Raw genomic sequence first — 20,149 nt, 5'->3', positions numbered from 1 at the left:
GGTTAGATATCAAGATTCTAAAACTGTGGCCAAATTTTATTGACCACTACAATGCAATTTGCAGATACTCAATACTTTAAAAAGCCTTTGCTATATACCAAGCTGAAGGGTAACTCCAACTGCACACTATTTTTTCGATTATAAGAGCTTGTTATTCTGTTTTTAAAACCATACCTTTCGACTGGGCAAATATTATTAGCGCAAATACTATTTCGGTTATCCCGCCAATAAAGGCGCCGATTACAAAATTGGCATTTAATACAATACACAACGTGCCAGAAAACATAAGCGAAGCACCTAAAATCCAGTACACTTTCATGCCATATAAAGTGTTGAAAACTAAATAGCGAACACCAATTATCATCAGCATTATTGAATAAAACCATTCAGCTTGAAGTTTTGCTACATAAAACGCTAAAAACAAACCAACAAATAAAATAATAGTGCTTTCTAAGGCCAATTTACCTAATGGGTTTTTAGGGTCATGATTGCCAGAGCGTTTAAGCGCTTTTGAAAGTAGCATGGCTAAAGGATGTATAAACATACCACCAAAAAACAAAGTAAGCATACTCGATTGATTTGAATACAATAATGCGACAAAGCCAGCTATACACCAAACCAAGCCAGACACTAATACACCGGTTCCACCACCGAAGTATGCGAGGTTCATATTTTGTTGCGCATCTTCAAACTTCATAAAAATCCTTAATTTTAGAAATATCCCTAATTTAATATTATCGCATCGTTATTAATTACAAATCGTTACTCGAATACACACTTAAAATAGGGAATTTATAATCGGCAAACGATACAGTTACGGATTGTGTTTCGTTGCCTTTAAAACCGAGTTTAAATTCCATTGGCATGAATCGGCTGCCATCAGCAAAAAGCGCAAGTAAGTGCTCCTCGCCTAATTCGCGATTGCCCGACGATAAGTTAGTTAGCGTTATAACAGCCCAGCGTTCGCCCTCTTCATTGCTCATTAATACATAATTAACGATTTTAAAATCCCCTTTTTTAGGGGTTATGTTGCTATCGTTTGCAAACGATAAGTGCATGCTATTTGGTACTGCACGGTCAACATTTAGCGCTTTGATAGAGTCGGCTTGGGTTGCCCACGAAAGCACCAATAAAATGATCACTAAGGCTTTATTCACTGTTAGTTCCTTTTTATTACCTAGTAAAATGCCTAGTAAATTACGTAACAAATTACATAACAATAACTGTTTAAATTATATTCGCATTCCATACCTATTATGTAAACAAACAATCATCGTAATTTTACCCAGCGCTTTGGCTGCGCCACTACAGACTAAGCGCTCATTCAGTGTGCTTGCGCTACTTTAGGGTAATAACGAGTGATAAGAGTAAATAATTCAAAGCTAACTTAAAGTAAAAAGCGCGATTAAACAGGAGTATAAACGTATGGCAAGCACACATAAAAACTCAACAATGGATTTATCTGATCCCAGTAATAGCATTCAAGTAAGAGGGGCGCGCGTTCACAACTTAAAAAATGTAGACGTTGATTTACCTCGTAACGCATTGGTTGTTTTTACAGGAATATCGGGCTCTGGAAAATCGTCGCTTGCGTTTGGAACGCTGTTTGCTGAGTCGCAGCACCGTTATCTTGATTCGGTTTCGCCGTACGCCCGTAGGTTAATAGATCAAGTTGATGAGCCCGATGTTGATTCTATTGAAGGATTACCGCCTGCTGTTGCTTTGCAGCAGCAACGCGGCGCACCCTCGGTTCGTTCATCCGTTGGCAGCATAACAACTATTTCTAACGCGCTACGCATGCTTTACTCTCGTGCTGGCGATTACCCCAAAGGGCAAGGCATACTTTACGCCGATGCGTTTTCGCCGAATACGCCACAAGGTGCGTGCCCAGAATGCTCAGGAATAGGCCGAGTGTTTGAAGTAACCGAAAAGCTACTTGTGCCAGATGATACAAAAACTATTCGCCAGCGCGCCATAGCCGCGTGGCCACCAGCATGGCAAGGTAAAAACCTAAGCCGTATACTTACTTCCCTTGGTTATGACATAGACACGCCTTGGAACAAACTTTCTAAAAAAGCACGCGATTGGATTTTATTTACCGACGAAACACCTACTGCGCCGGTATACCCAGATTACACCTATGAGCAAACACAAAATGCGATAAAAAATAGCGAAGATCCAAGCTACATGGGAACTTTTTCAAGCGCTAAACGCTTTGTTTTACAGTCTTTTGCTACTACCCAAAGCCCGCGTACTAAAAAGCGCGTATCGCAGTTTATGCAAATATCGCAGTGCCCTACTTGCCAAGGTAAAAAATTAAAACAAGCATCGTTAAGTGTTAAATTTGCAGGACTCGATATTGGCGAACTATCTCAACTTACATTAAACGAGCTTGCTAAAAAGCTAAGTAACGCCGCCAATACCAAAGTAAATAAAAATACAAAAAATCCAGAGCAAGCCATTGTTACTCAGCGCATTGCCAGCGATATTCTCACTCGTATTGAAGCACTAACCATGCTTGGTTTAGGGTACTTGTCGCTTGAGCGTACAACGCCAACGCTCTCACCTGGGGAGCTACAACGATTGCGACTTGCCACACAAATTCGCTCTAAATTATTTGGGGTTGTTTACGTGCTCGATGAACCTTCAGCGGGTTTACACCCTGCCGATACTCAAGCACTTTTAAAAGCGCTCGACGAGTTAATAGCGGCTGGCAATTCTGTATTTGTTGTTGAACACGACGTTAGCGTTGTTAAACACGCCGATTGGATTGTTGATGTAGGCCCTGATGCCGGTGTGCATGGTGGCGACATTATTTACAGCGGCCCTGTTGAAGGGTTAAGAAAAATAAAAAATTCGCACACCGGTCGTCACCTTTTTGCTAAAAACGCCAGTCAAGAGTCTACTCAAAACAGCGCGCAAAAAAGGAGCAAAGGCAGCCTAGTGCGTGGTTAAAATTGGCTGATATTGAGCGTAACAACCTTAAAAAACTCAATGCAGAATTTCCACTAGGTGTTATGACAACCGTTACTGGGGTTTCGGGCTCTGGTAAATCAAGCCTAGTAAGCCAAGCGTTAGTAGAACTTGTTTACGAAGCACTTGGGCAAAAAGTAGTAACACAAGCGCCTACCGACGAAGCCGACTTACTCGAACAAGAGCTGCAAACATACACCGGCGGAAAAATCATTGAAGGTATAAATAATATAAGCCGCCTAATTACTGTAAATCAAAAAGCGATTGGCCGTACCCCTCGTTCAAACTTAGCTACCTATACGGGTTTGTTTGATCACGTGCGTAAACTATTTGCTTCTACAAAAAAAGCAAAAGAGCGCCGTTATGATGCCGGTCGCTTTTCGTTTAATGTTGCAAAAGGTCGTTGTAAAAACTGTGAGGGCGTTGGCTTTGTAAGTATAGAACTGCTGTTTTTACCTAGCGTTTATTCACCTTGCCAAGTGTGTCATGGCAAACGTTATAACGAGCAAACACTTGAGGTTACATATCGTGATAAAAACATCAGCGATATTCTCAATTTAACGGTTGAATCGGCGCATACTTTTTTTGAAAATGAGCCTGCAATACTGCGAGCACTCGATGCACTTATGCAAGTTGGTCTGGGGTATTTACGTTTAGGGCAACCTGCCACTGAGCTTTCTGGCGGTGAGGCGCAGCGTATTAAATTAGCAACCGAGCTGCAACGTGTGCAGCGCGGTAACACACTTTATATTCTTGATGAGCCAACTACAGGCCTGCATCCATCCGATGTATCAATGCTAATGTCGCAGTTAAATAAATTAGTAGATGCAGGTAATACCGTCATTATGGTTGAACACGATATGCAAGTAGCCCGAAATAGTGACTGGGTAATTGATGTAGGACCTGGCGCGGGGCAACAGGGAGGCGTGATAGTCGCACAAGGTACACCGCAAAAGGTGTCTGAGTCAAAACAAAGTAAAACTGCGCCATTTTTAAAAGCGCAATTAAGCCACACACACTCTGGTTAAGCGGTTTATCGTCAGTTTGCGTGTAATAAAAAAGAGCCAGGGGCTCTTTTTTATTAATCAAGGGCCAACCAAACGCCCACAAGTATCATTAAACTGCCTGCTATACGGTTCATCCATTTAATATTATCGCCACGGGCTAAAAATAAACGTAAGCTTTTACCGCCTGTTGCATACGCTAACATACTTAAAAATTCGGTGGTCATTATTACACCAAGCAATACTAAAAGCTGAGGGGCTACCGCGTGCTCAACACTTATAAAGGGCGGCAGTAGTGAAATCATAAACGCCCACCCTTTAGGGTTTGCGATTGCGGTTACAAAACCTTGCGTAAATAACGACCGCCTACTTACGTCACTTGGTTTTGAGGTATCGACCGACATAGCCCCTTTAGCGCGCCACATATTTATACCAATATAAATTAAGTACGCACCGCCTACCCACTTTAAAATAGCGAACGCATCTGGGTAATTTAGCATTACGCTTGCAACGCCTAATACCGCAGCTATGGCAACACTTGCGACACCTAACAGCTCGCCTATCATCATCCATAATGTGCGGCGCACGCCAATGCTCATACCGAGTGTCATGGCAAGGGTCATACACATACCTGGCGTTATCGACACAAAAAAGAACGTAGGAATAAAAACCGCAAGTGCTGCTACATCAATCATTAATTTACTCTCATATTAAAAGCAAAAACGCGGCTATAAGTAGCCGCGCTGTTGCTTACTCATGTTTATTACTATTGCCCAGTACCTACTACGGGTTCAGTAATAACCTCTACTGGCTCTGCTGTATCATTTAGCAAATACTTATCTAACCACTGTTCTTGTTCCCACAATACATGCAGTAAGCTTTTACGCGCACGGTAACCATGTGCTTCATAAGGGAGCATTACTAAGCGGGCATCTTTACCTAAACCTTTTAGCGCTGCGTACATGCGCTCACTTTGCATTGGAAATGTTCCTGAATTAGGATCTTCTTGACCGTGAATCATTAGCATTGGTTCGTTAATTTTTTCAGCATGAAAAAACGGCGACATATTAGCGTACACACTTTGTGCTTGCCAAAAATCACGCTCTTCTCCTTGAAAACCAAACGGCGTTAATGTGCGGTTATACGCGCCACTACGGGCAATACCTGTTTTAAATAAATCGCTATGAGCTAATAAGTTAGCAACCATAAATGCACCATACGAGTGCCCTGCTATGGCAATTTTATCTTTATCGGCAATGCCTTTTTTAACCAATACATCAACAGCTGCTTGCGCACTTGAAACTAACTGCTTTCTAAAGTTATCGTTTGGCTCGCTGCCATTAATACCCACTATTGGCATTTTAGGGTCGTCAAACACTGCAATCCCTTTGGCAAGGTAAGGCATTGGCCCCCAATAGCCAATATAGGTAAATGCATAAGGCGATTCGCGTACTTGTGATGCAACGGCTTTATCTTTGTATTCAAGTGGGTAAGCCCACATAAGCACAGGTAACGGGCCTTGTGTTTTGTCGTACCCTGGTGGTAAATAAAGCGTGCCCGAAAGCTCAACCCCGTCGTCGCGTTTATAACGTAATTGCTCTTTAGTTACACCTTTAAATGCAGGGTACGGGTGCTCAAATGTCGTTAACTGCGTTAACGTGTCGTTATCTAAATCACGTATAAAAAAGTTAGGTTGCTCAGTTTTAGATTCGCGAATAGTAATAAATCGCTCACCTTCGTCGTCAAGCAGTGCACGAACACGCTCGTAATATGGCGCTTCTGATTGCCATAAACGCTTGCTGCTATTTGTTTTAACATCGTATTGGTCTAAAAACGGCACATTACCTTGCTCTGAAGCACCATTACCGCGCAGGTAAATATAACGCCCGCCTACAATTTTAATCACGTTTGCGCCTAAATCGTTGCGCTCGTAAATTGCATTACCAGGGTCTTTATACGCATCGTTGTAACTACGCTCTGAAAATAGCACGCGGTTTCTGTCGGCATTTCGTGGCTGTACTATGTAAGTACGTACTTGGCGATCACTAAAGCGCCAGTCTGACAGCATTGCTACGTTTTCGTTGCCCCACTCCATTGCCGAATAACGGCGTTCTACTTTGGCAAATAATTTAGGCTCGCGTTTAAATGGTGCACGTAAGCTGTAAATATAATCATGATGCTCAACGTCGGTTTTCATGTCGCCGCCATCTTGCGCCTCGGCCCAAATAACTTCAGCCCCTTGATCGGCTCGCCATTCAAAATCACGGCGGCCAGTGCGAACACTGTCGTAACCTTGTGGAATATTATCAGCAAGTGGCTGTTTTGCCAGCTCAGCTAATGCATAGCCGCGCATGCCCCATATTTGCCACGTGCTTGCAAAGCGGCTGTAAGGCACTTGATACGAAAACGGCTCATTAATACCGGCAACTAAAATATTGGTAGAATCAGGTGACACCGAAAACGATTTAAATAAAGAAGGGCTACCTATTGCTTGTGTATTGCCGTCAAGTGTTATGTAAGCCAGTTGCCCTTGGCCGTAAAATTTAAATTGCGATTCATCAAACGGGCTGGTTAATAAATTTTGGTAAGTACGTGCTGGCGCTTTTTCGCCAGCACTTTGTTGAATAACAGGCACTACATTTTGGCTGTTATTTTCAAGCTTTGGCTTGCCAAAATTAACAGCGAGATTTGCAACAATGGCGCTGCTATCTGGCAGCCATTTATATGGTGAGGCAGTTAATACCGAATTTAATGCAGCACTAGTTAACTCTTTTGCTTGTTTAGTTTCAACGCTGTATAGCCATAAGTTGGCTTGGGTTGGTTGCTCAACAACAAAGGCTAAATATTTACTATTAGATGACCACTGAGGTGAGCGAATAATGCCATTAGGTAAGTTGTTAATGCTAATCACCGACCCGCTTTGCACATGCTTTAGCTCCACGGCACTAAATTTGGCACTCACACGAGAGCGCGAAAAATTAGCAGGATTTAGCTTAATACCAGCAAGCTTAAGCTCTTCTTTTGCAAGCTCGTCAAGGGTTACAACGCGTTTGCGTTCAAACAACCCTAGCCACTGGCCATCGCTCGATAAGTAACTAGTGGGTGCCAACTTTGCATCAACCAAAGCTGCAAGCTCAGGTGACGGAGTTTGATAACCCTGCTCGGCATAACTTGTTGGTACTAATGCCGCACAACAAATAAGGGCAACTAACAGCCTAAAAGCGCTCATGTTTTTATCCTTTTGTTATTTTTTACTTTTATAGCTATATATAAACACGTTTTGCTTTATTCATAAAGTATTAAGCTTATTTTAAGTGGTGGAAAAGATGACTTAGTAGTGCAATTTAAACTACACTACGCAGCTTATTTACTTGCTGTTTAACTCGTTATAATACGCGTTAGCATCTATCAAAAATTAGAGATTCTAGCCAATGAAAAAAGTGCTGGTAATTGGCTACGTATGGCCAGAGCCAAATTCGTCTGCTGCGGGAACGCACATGATGTCGTTATTAAATGCATTTAGAGCGCAAAACTGGGACGTTGAATTTGCAACGCCCGCGCAGCGTACCGACCACATGGTAAATCTTGACGACTTCGGTATAACCGGCCAAAGCATTACACTAAACTGTGATAGCTTTGATGAATACGTTAAAGCCTATGATCCAGATATAGTGATGTTTGACCGTTTTATGATGGAAGAGCAATTTGGCTGGCGCGTCGATAAGCATTGTCCACATGCAATTAAAATTTTAGATACCGAAGATTTACAATGCCTGCGTAGCGCTCGCCACGAGGCGTTTAAAGGTGAGCGTGAGTTTACAACCAGCGATTTACACTCAGACATAGCAAAACGCGAAATTGCCGCTATTTTACGCTGCGACCTAAGCTTAATTATTTCAACTTATGAAATGAGCCTGCTAAATAGCGTATTTAAAATAGAGCCAAGCTTATTGCACCACCTACCCTTTATGGTTGATTTAAGTACATTACCTGCAAGCACAAAAACGTTTGAGCAGCGCCAGCACTTTATGACCATAGGTAACTTTAGACACGCGCCAAACTGGGATGCTGTACTTTACCTACAAAAAATATGGCCACTTATTCGCAAGCAGCTACCAAAAGCAGAACTACATATTTATGGCTCTTACCCTCCGCCAAAAGCCACGGCACTAAATAACCCTAAAACAGGGTTTTTAATAAAAGGCTGGGCCGATAATGCGTTTGATGTAATGCAAAGCGCACGTGTATGTTTAGCGCCACTTCGCTTTGGTGCTGGCATTAAAGGTAAATTGCTTGAAGCCATGATTATGCAAACACCCAGCGTTACCACCAATGTTGGGGCAGAGGGCATGCATAACGATTTATCATGGCCGGGTAAAATAGCCAACACCGCCGACGACTTTGCTAATGCTGCTGTTGAAATGTATAACAGCCAAAGTGGCTTTGAACAAGCGCAGCAAGATGGCAACACACTTCTTAATACGCTTTACGATAAAGCACAATTGAGCGCTGCGTTAATTAAAAAAGTCGATTCAATAAGTAGCGATTTAAACGCCCATCGTGAAAAAAACTTCACAGGCCAAATGCTCAAACATCATACAATGCGCAGCACTCAATACATGTCGCAATGGATAGCTGAAAAAAATAAAAATTAGATTAAAAATGACTAGACACACACTAATTAGTGTTTAAGATCGCGCCCATCAAACGTGGGCAGTTTTAGCTGTATTGTCTATATTTTTAGCTTAGTTATCGCAATATTTGGTCCAAAAAGATTTGAAAACTGCAACCTTTACAGAAAAACGCAAATTTATCGTTAAATTGGGTAAAATGCTTCACAAGTATGGCACCCCAGCCTACCGCCTAGAAGCCCACCTAATGGAAGTGGCTACTTACTTAGGACTTAAATCGTCGTTTGTTATGTCGCCAACTTCGGTAACGTTTGTTATTTGGACTGATGGCCACGAAGACGAGTACACCCACGTTGCACGTGTAGACCCTGGCGATCACGATTTAGGCTCACTTGCCGACACCGACGACCTTGTAAACCAAATGCTTGACGACAAGCTAAGTTTACAAGAAGTTGATGCGCAGCTAGACGCAATTTTTGTGATGCCAAACCCATATAACAAACTAACAACGGGTGTTGCATTTGCAACCTCAGGTGGTGCGTTTGCTATGTTAATGGGTACAAGCTGGATTGACGTTATTTGGTCATCGCTACTTACTTTAGTTGTTTATGTGTTTGTGCTTTGGTCTGGGCGCTCAAAACGTGTAGCCCACATGCTCGAACCATTAGTTGCGATAATATCGGCAATACTTGCCTGCGCGGTAAGTGTGTATATAACGCCTGAAGTAAATATACGTTTAGTGGTGCTTTCAGCCATTATTGTGTTTATACCTGGTTTAGCACTTGCGCTTGGTTTAGCAGAGCTGGCAGCACGGCATTTAGTGTCTGGGACTGCGCGAGTCATGGACTCGTTCATGCTGCTATTTAAACTGTATTTTGGCGGTTTTATTGGTATAGGTATTGGCTTTGCACTCTTTGGGCAAGCCGATTTTGTACAGCCTGAGCCATTGCCAAAGTGGACCGCATGGCTGGCTATATTTTTACTTTGTAGCAGCTTAATCGTTATTTTTAGAACCAAACTTAAACACGCTGTTTGGTCTATCGCATCAGGCTTTATAGCGTATGGCACCAGTATTGGCTCGGCTATGTATCTTGATTACACGTTAGGTACGTTTGTGGGTGCTTTATCGGTGGGTATATTTAGTAACTTGTTTAACCGCGTTGCTAATGCGCCAGCCTCAATTGTTGCTATGCAAGGCTTAATTGTATTAGTACCAGGTAGCAAAACATATATTGGCTTAAACTCACTGATTGAAGGCCAAGACTTTGTATATGCAGAGCACATAGGCCAACAAACATTTTTAATATTTATGTCGCTTGTTGCAGGACTAATATTTGCAAACGTAGCCCTACCGCCTAAAAAGAGTCTGTAACTTATACTGAGCACTCGCTTTACTTTGTTTGAGTAAAGCGAATAAAACGTTAAGCTAAAAATAACGGCCAAAGTAGTAATTGATGCCAATACTCAGTGTTTTAGTTTATTACATTGCACTTGAGTGAGCTCAAAAGCATCGTAGTGATTCCAACACTATACTAAAAAACCTTCCATTTTAATCATATCCTACTTCTAATTTACACTTCCCTATTGAGCCAAAATACTCAACAGGGAAGTAACTTAACTAGCGTGACCAGTTAGTTTTGGCAAGCTCTACAATCTCGTTTCCTTTGCCATTTATTAACGCCTTCATCATGTAAACGCTAAAACCTTTTGCTTGCTCTAATTTGATTTGCGGCGGCATTGAAAGCTCTTGTTTTGCGGTATCTACTTCTAAAACAACAGGTCCTGAGTGATTCATCATCTCGTTCATTGCCGAGGGTAATTTTTCAGGGTCGTCCACATGAATCCCTTTTAAGCCACAGGCCTGTGCAATGTTAGCAAAACTTGGGTTTTCTAAATCGGTATCGCTTGATAAAAACCCACTGGCTTTCATTTCTAACGCAACAAAACTAAGTGAGCGATTATTATAAACAACAATCTTGATAGGTAAATTAAGCTGCTTAAGCGAGATTAAGTCCCCCATTAGCATCGAAAAGCCACCATCGCCACACATTGCAATGACTTGACGATCTCTATCAACAGATTGAACCCCCATTGCCTGCGACATCGCATTTGCCATAGAGCCATGATTAAACGATCCAATTAAGCGGCGCTTTCCATTCATTGATAAATAACGCGCAGCCCACACTGTTGGCGTACCTACATCGCAAGTAAAAACAGCATCGTCAGCCGCTTGCTCGTTGAGTAAACGCGTTAGGTATTGCGGATGAATTAAATTTTGCGAAGTTTTGCCGCTGGCTAGTTCATCGAGATCTTGTCGAGACTCTTTGTAATTTTTAACACATTTTTGTAAGTGCGAACTGCTCCGTTCACTTTTAATATAATCAAGTAGTGTGGTCACTGAATTTTTGGTATCCCCTAGCACGCCACAGTCAATTTGCACGTGTCGCCCGAGTGACGCAGCCTGATTATCAATTTGTAATATGGTGGTATTTTCGGGATAAAAAGCACGATAAGGAAAACTAGTACCAATCATTAATAACGTATCGGCTTCTTGCATTGCATGATAGCCCGACGCAAAACCAATAAAACCAGTCATACCAACATCGTAAGGGTTATCGTATTCAATAAATTCTTTACCGCGCATAGCATGCACAATTGGTGCTTGTAATTTTTCGGCTAGCGCAATAATTTCGTCGTGAGCATCTTTACAACCGGCACCACACAATAAGGTTACTTTTTTACTTTTATTAAGATGAGTCGCCATTGCTTCAATATCAGATAAAGCGGGAGTATGTGTTGCTGGCCTTGGCACGTTCCATTTTGGCTTAATAGCTTTAGGCATATCTTTTAATGCTATGTCGCCAGGTAGCACAAGTACACTCACGCCTTTATTTAATATTGCTTGTCGCATTGCGGTTTCTAACAGGTACGGCATTTGCTCGGGGCTCGACACCATTTCACAATACACACTGCATTCTTTAAATAATTCTTGCGGATGGGTTTCTTGAAAATAGCTGCTGCCAATTTCAGATGAAGGAATATGTGCGGCAATAGCTAGTACCGATACATTATTACGCTGACAATCAAATAAGCCGTTAATTAAATGAAGATTACCCGGTCCGCAAGAACCCGCACACACAGCAAGCTCGCCTGATAAATGCGCTTCGCCACCAGCTGCAAATGCGGCAACTTCTTCATGTCGCGTTCCTAGCCATTCAATGGTTCCCATTTTTCGCAGGCTTTCACTAATGCCGTTAAGTGAATCGCCAGTTACTCCCCAAATACGTTTTACGCCAGCTTGTTCAAGGGTTTTAGTAATAAAACTTGCGATATTTTGACTCATAATAAAGAACTCCTAAATAGTAAGTTATTCTGTAAATTGATTTTTCGCCTCTGCTCTATCAAGTAAGTCATCGTTTCGAAGTGCGCTCAATTATTGAGAATCGATAAGCTTAAATATTTTGATAATGATAGATATATTACTACTGAGACTTTACTAACAAACGATACCCCTAGGTTTGCTGCGCCCCCATACTGATACATAAAACATGAATGTCCGCTTTAAAGTGTTTATGAATATGCGGGTGCGAGATTTTTAGTGGCTTAACTATGAATATGTTATTATGCGCTCAATTATTTTACTGAATGCTTTTCTCTTACTTCTATGTCAAATTCTGCTTCGTGCTTTACATTATTTTCTCAAAATATTGATGCTCTCGCGCTTCCTGAAAAGTTTACTTTCCCTTTTTATTACGAGCCGCAACCATTAGCTGTAGCAGCCACAAAACAATTACAGCAACAACTTGAAACGTTAATGCATTTAAAAGCAGAAAATGCCGGTAAAATGTTTGGGGTTTTAGTGGTGAAAAATGCTAAGCAACAATTAGGCTTTTTAAGCGCTTATTCGGGGCAAATTGAAGGTGATAAAGGCAATATTAGCTTTGTGCCGCCTGTTTCTAGCATGCAGCTGCAAGACGATAGCTATTTGGCTCAAAGTAAAATAATTAACGATATTAATGCTCAAATTAAGCAGTTAGAAAATAGCGAACAACTGCTTGAAGTTAATAGCAAACTTGATGATGCAACACAGAGCTACCAGCAAGCCCTATTAGCTCAACAGGCAGAAATGCAAGCCGGTCGCCAGCAACGTAAAATACAACGTACCGAAGGCGAATTAGAGCTTAGCGAAAGTGATTTTGAGCAGTTGAAAAATAAGCTCGCAGGGCAAAGCATCGTAGAAAAAAAGCAACTACTGGCACTTAAAACCTATTGGCAAAATATAATCGAGTCACTGCAGCAAACACACATCAATATTTCTGATGAAATTGCTCATTTAAAAAAGCGCCGTAAAACGCTTTCTAAAAGCTTACAAAAAAAGCTATTTGCGCAGTACCAATTTTTAAATGCAAATGGTGAAACTACAGATTTAAATACCATATTTGCAGCATTACCTGAGCACACTCCTCCTTCGGGTGCTGGCGATTGTGCAGCGCCTAAATTATTACAATACGCCTATGAACATGACTTAAAGCCACTTGCTATGGCTGAATTTTGGTGGGGAGCAGCGCCTAAATCAGCAATTAGGCAGCATAAAAACTACTACCCTTCTTGTTACAGCAAATGCCAACCAATACTTGGGCACATGCTAAAGGGTTTAGATGTTGAAGATAACCCGCTACTTATCAACCCAGCCAAAGGTAAAGATTTAAGTATTATTTATAAAGATGACGACTTACTTGTGGTAAATAAGCCTGCTGAGTTTTTATCGGTACCTGGCGTTAATATTGATGACTCTGTTTATATGCGCATTAAAACACAGTTTCCAGAGGCGTCAGGCCCGCTAATTGTACACAGATTAGATATGTCGACTTCTGGATTATTGATGATTGCACTTAATAAACGAGTACATAAAGCACTGCAAAAGCAATTTATTGAACGCACCATAGATAAACGCTATGTCGCATTAGTTAATGGTAATGTAGCTGAGGATAGCGGAGTAATTGATTTACCCTTAGTGCTCGACTTTGATGATAAACCGCGCCAAATGGTGTGTTATAAACATGGCAAGCCATCACTTACTACCTGGCAGGTTTTAGATCGTAATAACAATATTACCCGATTACAGTTATATCCTAAAACAGGGCGAACTCACCAATTAAGAGTACATTGTGCCCACAGTTTAGGGTTAAATATGCCTATCGTAGGTGATACTCACTATGGGAAAAAAGCTGACCGATTACATTTACACGCTGAATATTTAGCATTTACTCACCCAATTACACTCAAACGATTAGAGTTTGAAGTAGCCGCAGATTTTTAATAAAAACACGTACCAAAAGCAACTATATTATACAATATGTTGGTTTTTATTAATTAAATTGATATTGTTCATGGTCTTATTCCTTCAAAGATAAGTATAAAAAATTGTTAAAGCCCTAGTTTATTAAGCAATGTGAGAAAAGTATTTTACTAATAAAAATAAGTCAGCAAAGGATTAACATGACTAGCAATACACAAACAAGAACTTTAAATAACAGCTTCTGGACAAAGTGTATTATTCTAGTTTCATTTTTATTTTTGAGTAAACTTGCCTCAGCTAACGGCAATTCATTAAATGCAACTTTAAATGCGCTAGACTTTGATGCGACTCAAGCCCTGATTAATGCCATAAAACAGAATAAGCTAGACTACCTTCTAAACGAAAAAAACTGACCCAAGCGTTTAAAATAAGCAAAGAGCAAAATTGGGAAAAACTTCATCTAGAAGCGGCCGCATTGTATGCGGAGTTACTTTTTAGGCAAGAAAAATACAAGGCGTTAAACACACACTTATCCTATTACCTTAATAATAAAGAGTTACCAAATCAAAAAAGTGTATATTTATTATTCCTCGAATCACAACTCAAGTCTCTAGCTAGGGAGTCAAACCCAACCCCAGCACAAATGCTAGCCACAAAATTAGAAGATAGCCTTCAACAGTATCCAACTAAAGAAAAAATCATTATTTTGCGAGCACTTGCTTACTATTACACCGATACAGATGCATTGAAAAAGACCCTAAATGTTGCACTAGAAGGCTTAGAATTAGCATTAAAAGATGACGACTCTGCATCCCAAGGATACTTTTTCAGAAAAATAGCTGATGCATACAATTATCTAAACGAAAAAGACAAAGCCATATATTATGCAAAAAAAGCGGTTGCGGCATATGAGCAAACACAAGATGGGCTTTTTACCTCAAAAGCCTATTGGAGTTTAGGCAATATATTGCTTGAGATAAAAAAGCCTAAAAATGCCTTAATATACCTAGACAAAGCATTGCTTTATTTTAAAAAAGTGAATATGCAAAAAGGGTTAACCTTTGCTCAGTATTCAATTGCCAATATTGAGTACCTACAGGCAAACTACGATAAAGCTTTAACTTTAGCTAAAGAAAACATTGAGCTCGCGCGTTCTGCTGGTGTTTATGATATGCAACTTGCATCACTCATTTTGTTAGCTGACATATATATAAAACTAGATTCACTCGATAAAGCAAATGAAGTAAACGATGAGGTGTTTTTAAAATTAGATAAATTCAGTCGCAGCATTTATAAAGCTGAGTTTTTAAGTAAACGGTATGAACTTAAGCGACGCCTCAACTACACTGACGATGCTTTTGAAGCAATTGAACAAAAGCTCCTTTATACAAACAAACACTACGAAGCAACCAGTGAAAGTAATATAAAAACACTACAGGTAAAGTTTGAAGTAAAAGAAAAAGAAGACAAAATACAGCAACTAGAATACGCAAAAGACATTAGTGAGCTACAAGCAAAAGAAGAACATCAACAAAAAATAATTTGGCGACTTAGCGCTGCTATCGCGTTCATTTTAGTCATTGTTTCATTATTTTTATTTTCTCGGCAGGTTCGACAACGTCAAAAGTATTACGAAATTTCATTAACAGATGACCTAACAAATTGTCCTAATCGCAGAGGAGTAAAGCGCGAAGCAGAAGCTAAGCTTGGTGAAGGTAAAATGACCATAGCGATTGTTGACTTAGATTACTTTAAACAAATTAACGACCAATTTGGGCATGATGTTGGAGACATGGTTCTTATTGCTTTTGCAAAAGCTGCAAAACAGATACTCTGTTGTGATGATAAGTTTGGTCGTTATGGCGGTGAAGAATGGTTATTTGCACTAAATACAATTGACGAACTAGCTATTCGCGATATATTTAACCGACTCGCTATTAGTTTCACCGAGCAGTGCAATAGTATGAAAGACTTTCCTAAAGGTGCAAAAATAACTTTTAGTGTAGGTGCCTCTGTAAGTAGCCCTTTAAAAAACACACTAGATATTCTTATCAAGCATGCAGATACATTACTTTATAAAGCAAAAGAAAACGGAAGAAACCAAGTCGTTATTGATTAAATAAACACAGCTACAAGTATTGGCTCAATTACTTGACTAAAGTTCGTTTAAAACCATTTGTTTAATTTTATGTGCTTTTACAAAATGATCTAATTTATGGGTGTGTATCCACCAAGTAGCAGCTTCCATAAGTAGCTCTGGGTCGTCGTTTTTATTAGCAAAAAATGCATAAAAAGAAAGCCCTACATTTTCGCCTTTAACTGCTATTTTTTTATCGCATACGGTAATTATTTTTGCTCTTAGTTCTTCCCTCATACATACCTTTAATCATATTAATGCTGTATTACTGAAACACGCCATTTAAAACGCTGACGATTAGTTGCAAAAGGCTTCTATCAACCAAGCCATGATTCTCAAGCTCTTTATTAGGCGTATTTACTTTTGCAGCTTTGCATTCATTATCTAATGTCTCATTTTTACGTGTATCGGTTTCGTAAGCAATATCAGCTTGTTCCATACATTTTGCCGAGCCTGCGTAAGGCTGTGCCGCACAAGCGCTTAGTAATAAAAAAAGTGGAATTGCTATCAATAATTGCTTCATAACTAATCCTATTTTTACGCAACTTATTTACTTTAAATTACAGCTGCAAGTTAGCCTATTTACTTTCTACCACCATTACAAAAAATTACAAAAAAGAACGTACCGATGGCATCAAAAAAGTGTCATTTTTTTCATCCTTTTTAATTTGTGCGCTAATGAGGATTTTTATGTTCATACTTAAACTATCCTATTAAGTTAACGTGCTACTAGGCATTTATGTGCGAGAGTAATATATAGGTTGTACCTAAATAATGTTGTTACTTTATCACTGCAATAAAATAAACAACCAGTAAATATTTGTAAGGTTCTGTAGGGATTTATACTCCCTTTATAATTAAACTACGTAAAAGCCTGAAATTATTGCATTCATATCACTGTAAAATTTACAGTGATAGTAGCCTAAAAATAAAAATTAAAATAAAAGCGATAAAATACATCAACTTAATATTTGGCATTTAGTTTGCAAGCTAGTGATATAAGCAAATAAATTGTAAAAGGATTAATTATGAATATTTTTGAAGCGCTACGTCATGACCACGACAAACAAAGAAAATTAGTTGATGCACTTATTCAAACCCATGGCGAGACAGAGCAGCGCCACACGCTAATGGACGAGCTAAAAACAGAATTAGAACAACACGCAAAATTTGAAGAGCGTTATTTTTACAACCCACTTATGCTTAACGATTTAACTCAAGAAAAAGCACGCCACAGTGTTGCTGAACATCACGAAATTGATGAATTAATTGAACAACTTGAAGACACCGAAATGAGCTCATCGGCTTGGTTAGTAACCGCTAAAAAATTACATCACTTAGTGCATCATCATTTAAGTGAAGAAGAACATGAAGTATTTCAATTAGCGGGTAAAGCACTCACTGAGGAGAAAAAAGAAAGCCTTGCCAAGCAATACAATGGTGCAATGCATTAAGCATTTTTATAAACACAAGTAATTAAACTAACTTGTAAACACTCCCTTGTGTACGTTTGGTTATAAGCCACTTAGCTTATAACCATTTTTTATATTTGTTACATTGTTTATTTTTTCTCTAACAACGTTGTTTTTGCTGGATCAAAAATTCGATACGCCACTAGCTTCAAACCATCATTAATAAAAAACCACACCAAAGCATATGCCCACACAGCAAGTGCCCATCCCCATCCTAGCGGGGTCATAAACACACCATAAACCGCAATAAACGTTGCTATAACTTGCGTGCCAAATACGGCGACCATTAATATAGCAGACGGTTTAATAGACCAAAATGGACCTCGGGTACGCGCTAAAAATATAGTCAAATGCCCTGCCACCGACAGTAATAAGTACATTAATGTTTGAAGATGAGGACGGTCGAGTTCGAATACTTTATCTCCCAAGTAAAACAACCCAAAGGCTGCAATGGGACCGACAATTCCAAGTACAGATGCAATACTTAAAACGAGCCGCATATTCCATGTTTCGGGTTTATTTTGATAATGAACATTGTCGTAAGCAATAGATAAAATAGCAGCGTCGTTAAGTAAAGCAAGCATTACAATCATGACGGCTGTTAACGGATAAAAGTTAAAAATTAATATCGCCATTGTCATAAAAAGTAATACGCGGAGCGTTTCTGCAACCCGATAAATTGCGTAACTGTTCATGCGCTGAAATATTTTTCGACTTTCTTTAACTGCATCAATAATCACCGATAAACCATCGGTCATTAATACAATTGATGCTGCTGAGCGCGCAGCGTCTGTAGCGCCAGATACAGCGATACCACAGTCAGCTTTTTTAAGTGCTGGTGCATCATTTACGCCATCGCCTGTCATTCCTACTATGTGGCCACGGCGCTGAAGTACATCAATAATATGGTATTTGTGCTCAGGGAATACTTGCGCAAATCCGTCAGCGCTCTCGATAGAATCATCTAACAGGGCTGTTTGATGACCCTCAGTCACATCAAATCCACTGGCATCAAGAATATTTGTCCCTAAACCCAGTTTACTCGCCGTTTCGCGCGCAATGGCCACTTGGTCGCCCGTGACCATTTTAACGCTCATTCCCATTTTTTTTGCATCGGCAATGGTTTGTATTGCCTCCTCACGCGGTGGATCGAAAAGCGGGAGTACACCTAAAAATTGCCATTTACCTTGATCATCTGTTTTAGCAACCGCTAAAGAGCGAAATCCACGCACTGCAAATTCATGAATAGACGCGTTAACTGCAACTTTTACAGCCTCCCTATTAGCAGATAAAGCTAAAATAACTTGAGGTGCACCTTTGGTTACTTTAAACGTTTTGCCATCAGCATTTTTAACTGACGCTTCGGTCCGTTTACTCACGGGATCAAAGGGCTGAAAATGCTCTACGTGATAGGAATCAATATTTTGATTAGCTTTAACGCTTTGTAACACGGCCAAATCAATCGGGTCGTTATTTTCTAAGCGAGAAGCTAACGCCCCGAACAATATAACGTCTTCGCTAGTTATTTTATTAAGTGCATTAGCAACACAAAATGAATCGCCTAACGTTAATAAGTTTTGTGTGAGCGTGCCCGTTTTATCAGAGCAAAGGATATCTACACCCGCTAACTCTTCAATTGCAGCTAAACGAGTTACAACCACTTGCTTTTTCGCCAATAAACGAGCGCCTACAGCCATGGTAACTGATAGTACCGTTGGCATTGCGACGGGTATTGCCGCAACAGTTAATACGAGTGCAAACTGTAATGTGGTAATCATTGGATCATCACGAAATAAAGCAACTATAACGATAAGCAGCACTAAAGCCGCAGCAAGCATTATTAAATAGTTACCAATTTTAAGCACTGCACGCTGAAAATGACTTGCGGTTCGCTCCCCTTGTACTAACTGTGCTGTTTTACCAAAAAAGGTATTGGCACCGGTTGCGTATACTATTGCTTCTATTTCACCTTGGCGAATAATAGAGCCCGAATAAACGGTTTCACCCGCCGACTTTTTAACCGGTAACGATTCGCCAGTAAGTGATGATTGGTCTACTTCCACTGTGTCACCATCGAGTAAACGGGCATCTGCAGGCACTATATCGCCCATACGCATTCTAATAACATCACCTGGTACAAGTTCGCTGGCATTTAAATTTTGCCATTGAGTATCGCGGCGAACGCGTGCTTTATTAGCTAGTTTTGCCTTTAATGCAGCAATTGCATTCCCAGCTTGGTGTTCTTCCCAAAAACCAACCAATACATTCGATAGCAATAATATAAGAATAATAAAAAAATCAGCCCAATGTTTAGCGAGTGCCGATAAAATAATAGCAGCCTCAATCATCCACGGTATTGGTCCCCAAAAATAAGATAAAAATTTAAGGATTAGATTTGTTTTTTCTTCAACTAGTTCGTTAGGTCCATATTGTGCCAATCTTTGTGTGGCATCAGCTTGGCTTAACCCGTCGGATGATGTTTTTAGTTTTGCTTGAAATTGCGCTAAATCGAGCTTACTCCATTCATCACTATTTTGATTGTTTGTTGATTTATTTACTGAACAATTTGGTGACTGGTGCGCTGACGAAATTTTAGCCTTTTCCATACGAGCCTTCTATACAACATTGAGTTG

General features: G+C 40.1%; 12 protein-coding genes and 2 pseudogenes. 6 read left to right on the top strand and 8 right to left on the bottom strand.

Annotated features, from left to right (window positions below):
• Positions 1-151 precede the first annotated feature (151 nt).
• Both P20652_RS15785 and P20652_RS15790 read right to left on the bottom strand, forming a co-directional pair.
• On the bottom strand, positions 152-697 hold the full coding sequence (locus P20652_RS15785; RefSeq protein ID WP_008165806.1) for a hypothetical protein: 546 nt from the start codon (positions 695-697) through the stop codon (positions 152-154).
• Positions 698-752: 55 nt separating this feature from the next.
• The gene (locus tag P20652_RS15790) at positions 753-1,157 is read right to left on the bottom strand and encodes a hypothetical protein (RefSeq protein ID WP_007375644.1); all 405 of its coding nucleotides are present in this window, start codon (positions 1,155-1,157) and stop codon (positions 753-755) included.
• Between the two features lie 268 nt (positions 1,158-1,425).
• Here P20652_RS15790 and uvrA point away from each other — a divergent pair.
• Positions 1,426-4,001, top strand: a pseudogene (uvrA, locus tag P20652_RS21410) (excinuclease ABC subunit UvrA).
• A 53-nt stretch (positions 4,002-4,054) separates the two neighbouring features.
• On the opposite strand, the gene P20652_RS15795 reads toward uvrA, so the two are convergent.
• Together P20652_RS15795 and P20652_RS15800 are read right to left on the bottom strand one after the other, a co-directional pair.
• Entirely contained in the window at positions 4,055-4,672 is a 618-nt protein-coding gene (locus P20652_RS15795) for a LysE family translocator (protein ID WP_008165800.1), read from the bottom strand.
• A gap of 71 nt (positions 4,673-4,743) precedes the next feature.
• Positions 4,744-7,206, bottom strand: a complete 2,463-nt coding sequence (locus tag P20652_RS15800; protein ID WP_008165798.1) for a prolyl oligopeptidase family serine peptidase — start codon at positions 7,204-7,206, stop codon at positions 4,744-4,746.
• 202 nt (positions 7,207-7,408) lie between these two features.
• Here P20652_RS15800 and P20652_RS15805 point away from each other — a divergent pair, with 202 nt between their 5' ends.
• Positions 7,409-8,632, top strand: coding sequence for a glycosyltransferase (locus tag P20652_RS15805; RefSeq protein WP_008165796.1), 1,224 nt, complete (start codon positions 7,409-7,411; stop codon positions 8,630-8,632).
• Positions 8,633-8,753: 121 nt separating this feature from the next.
• On the top strand, positions 8,754-9,980 hold the full coding sequence (locus P20652_RS15810; protein WP_083832841.1) for a threonine/serine exporter ThrE family protein: 1,227 nt from the start codon (positions 8,754-8,756) through the stop codon (positions 9,978-9,980).
• A gap of 246 nt (positions 9,981-10,226) precedes the next feature.
• On the opposite strand, the gene poxB is transcribed toward P20652_RS15810, so the two are convergent.
• The gene (gene poxB, locus P20652_RS15815; RefSeq protein WP_008165792.1) at positions 10,227-11,951 is read right to left on the bottom strand and encodes a ubiquinone-dependent pyruvate dehydrogenase; all 1,725 of its coding nucleotides are present in this window, start codon (positions 11,949-11,951) and stop codon (positions 10,227-10,229) included.
• Positions 11,952-12,272: 321 nt separating this feature from the next.
• On the opposite strand from poxB, the gene P20652_RS15820 reads away from it, so the two are divergent.
• Positions 12,273-13,928, top strand: a complete 1,656-nt coding sequence (locus tag P20652_RS15820) for an RluA family pseudouridine synthase (RefSeq protein WP_008165790.1) — start codon at positions 12,273-12,275, stop codon at positions 13,926-13,928.
• Between the two features lie 179 nt (positions 13,929-14,107).
• Positions 14,108-16,026: pseudogene (locus P20652_RS17235) on the top strand (diguanylate cyclase domain-containing protein).
• A gap of 36 nt (positions 16,027-16,062) precedes the next feature.
• Here the strand turns inward: P20652_RS17235 and P20652_RS15825 are convergent.
• Both P20652_RS15825 and P20652_RS15830 read right to left on the bottom strand, forming a co-directional pair.
• The gene (locus P20652_RS15825) at positions 16,063-16,281 is read right to left on the bottom strand and encodes a DUF6500 family protein (protein WP_008165785.1); all 219 of its coding nucleotides are present in this window, start codon (positions 16,279-16,281) and stop codon (positions 16,063-16,065) included.
• 28 nt (positions 16,282-16,309) lie between these two features.
• The gene (locus P20652_RS15830) at positions 16,310-16,567 is read right to left on the bottom strand and encodes a hypothetical protein (protein ID WP_008165783.1); all 258 of its coding nucleotides are present in this window, start codon (positions 16,565-16,567) and stop codon (positions 16,310-16,312) included.
• A 505-nt stretch (positions 16,568-17,072) separates the two neighbouring features.
• Between P20652_RS15830 and P20652_RS15835 the strand changes: the two genes are divergently transcribed.
• Positions 17,073-17,498: a hemerythrin domain-containing protein gene (locus tag P20652_RS15835; protein WP_008165781.1), complete on the top strand. Its 426-nt coding sequence runs from the start codon at positions 17,073-17,075 to the stop codon at positions 17,496-17,498.
• 107 nt (positions 17,499-17,605) lie between these two features.
• Here the strand turns inward: P20652_RS15835 and P20652_RS15840 are convergent, their stop codons facing one another.
• The gene (locus P20652_RS15840; RefSeq protein WP_008165780.1) at positions 17,606-20,122 is read right to left on the bottom strand and encodes a plasma-membrane proton-efflux P-type ATPase; all 2,517 of its coding nucleotides are present in this window, start codon (positions 20,120-20,122) and stop codon (positions 17,606-17,608) included.
• Positions 20,123-20,149 lie beyond the last annotated feature (27 nt).

It is taken from the genome of Pseudoalteromonas sp. BSi20652 (genome assembly GCF_000239855.1).
Taxonomy (GTDB): Bacteria; Pseudomonadota; Gammaproteobacteria; order Enterobacterales; family Alteromonadaceae; genus Pseudoalteromonas.
Note: the sequence above shows the minus strand (reverse complement) of the source record. Positions and strands in the feature narration are given on the sequence as shown.

Coding starts and splice junctions, on each gene's coding strand:
- P20652_RS15805 (WP_008165796.1), top strand. CDS start 7,409: ATGAAAAAAGTGCTGGTAATTGGCTACGTATGGCCAGAGCCAAATTCG.
- P20652_RS15840 (WP_008165780.1), bottom strand. CDS start 20,122: ATGGAAAAGGCTAAAATTTCGTCAGCGCACCAGTCACCAAATTGTTCA.
- P20652_RS15800 (WP_008165798.1), bottom strand. CDS start 7,206: ATGAGCGCTTTTAGGCTGTTAGTTGCCCTTATTTGTTGTGCGGCATTA.
- P20652_RS15785 (WP_008165806.1), bottom strand. CDS start 697: ATGAAGTTTGAAGATGCGCAACAAAATATGAACCTCGCATACTTCGGT.
- P20652_RS15825 (WP_008165785.1), bottom strand. CDS start 16,281: ATGAGGGAAGAACTAAGAGCAAAAATAATTACCGTATGCGATAAAAAA.
- poxB (WP_008165792.1), bottom strand. CDS start 11,951: ATGAGTCAAAATATCGCAAGTTTTATTACTAAAACCCTTGAACAAGCT.
- P20652_RS15830 (WP_008165783.1), bottom strand. CDS start 16,567: ATGAAGCAATTATTGATAGCAATTCCACTTTTTTTATTACTAAGCGCT.
- P20652_RS15835 (WP_008165781.1), top strand. CDS start 17,073: ATGAATATTTTTGAAGCGCTACGTCATGACCACGACAAACAAAGAAAA.
- P20652_RS15820 (WP_008165790.1), top strand. CDS start 12,273: ATGTCAAATTCTGCTTCGTGCTTTACATTATTTTCTCAAAATATTGAT.
- P20652_RS15795 (WP_008165800.1), bottom strand. CDS start 4,672: ATGATTGATGTAGCAGCACTTGCGGTTTTTATTCCTACGTTCTTTTTT.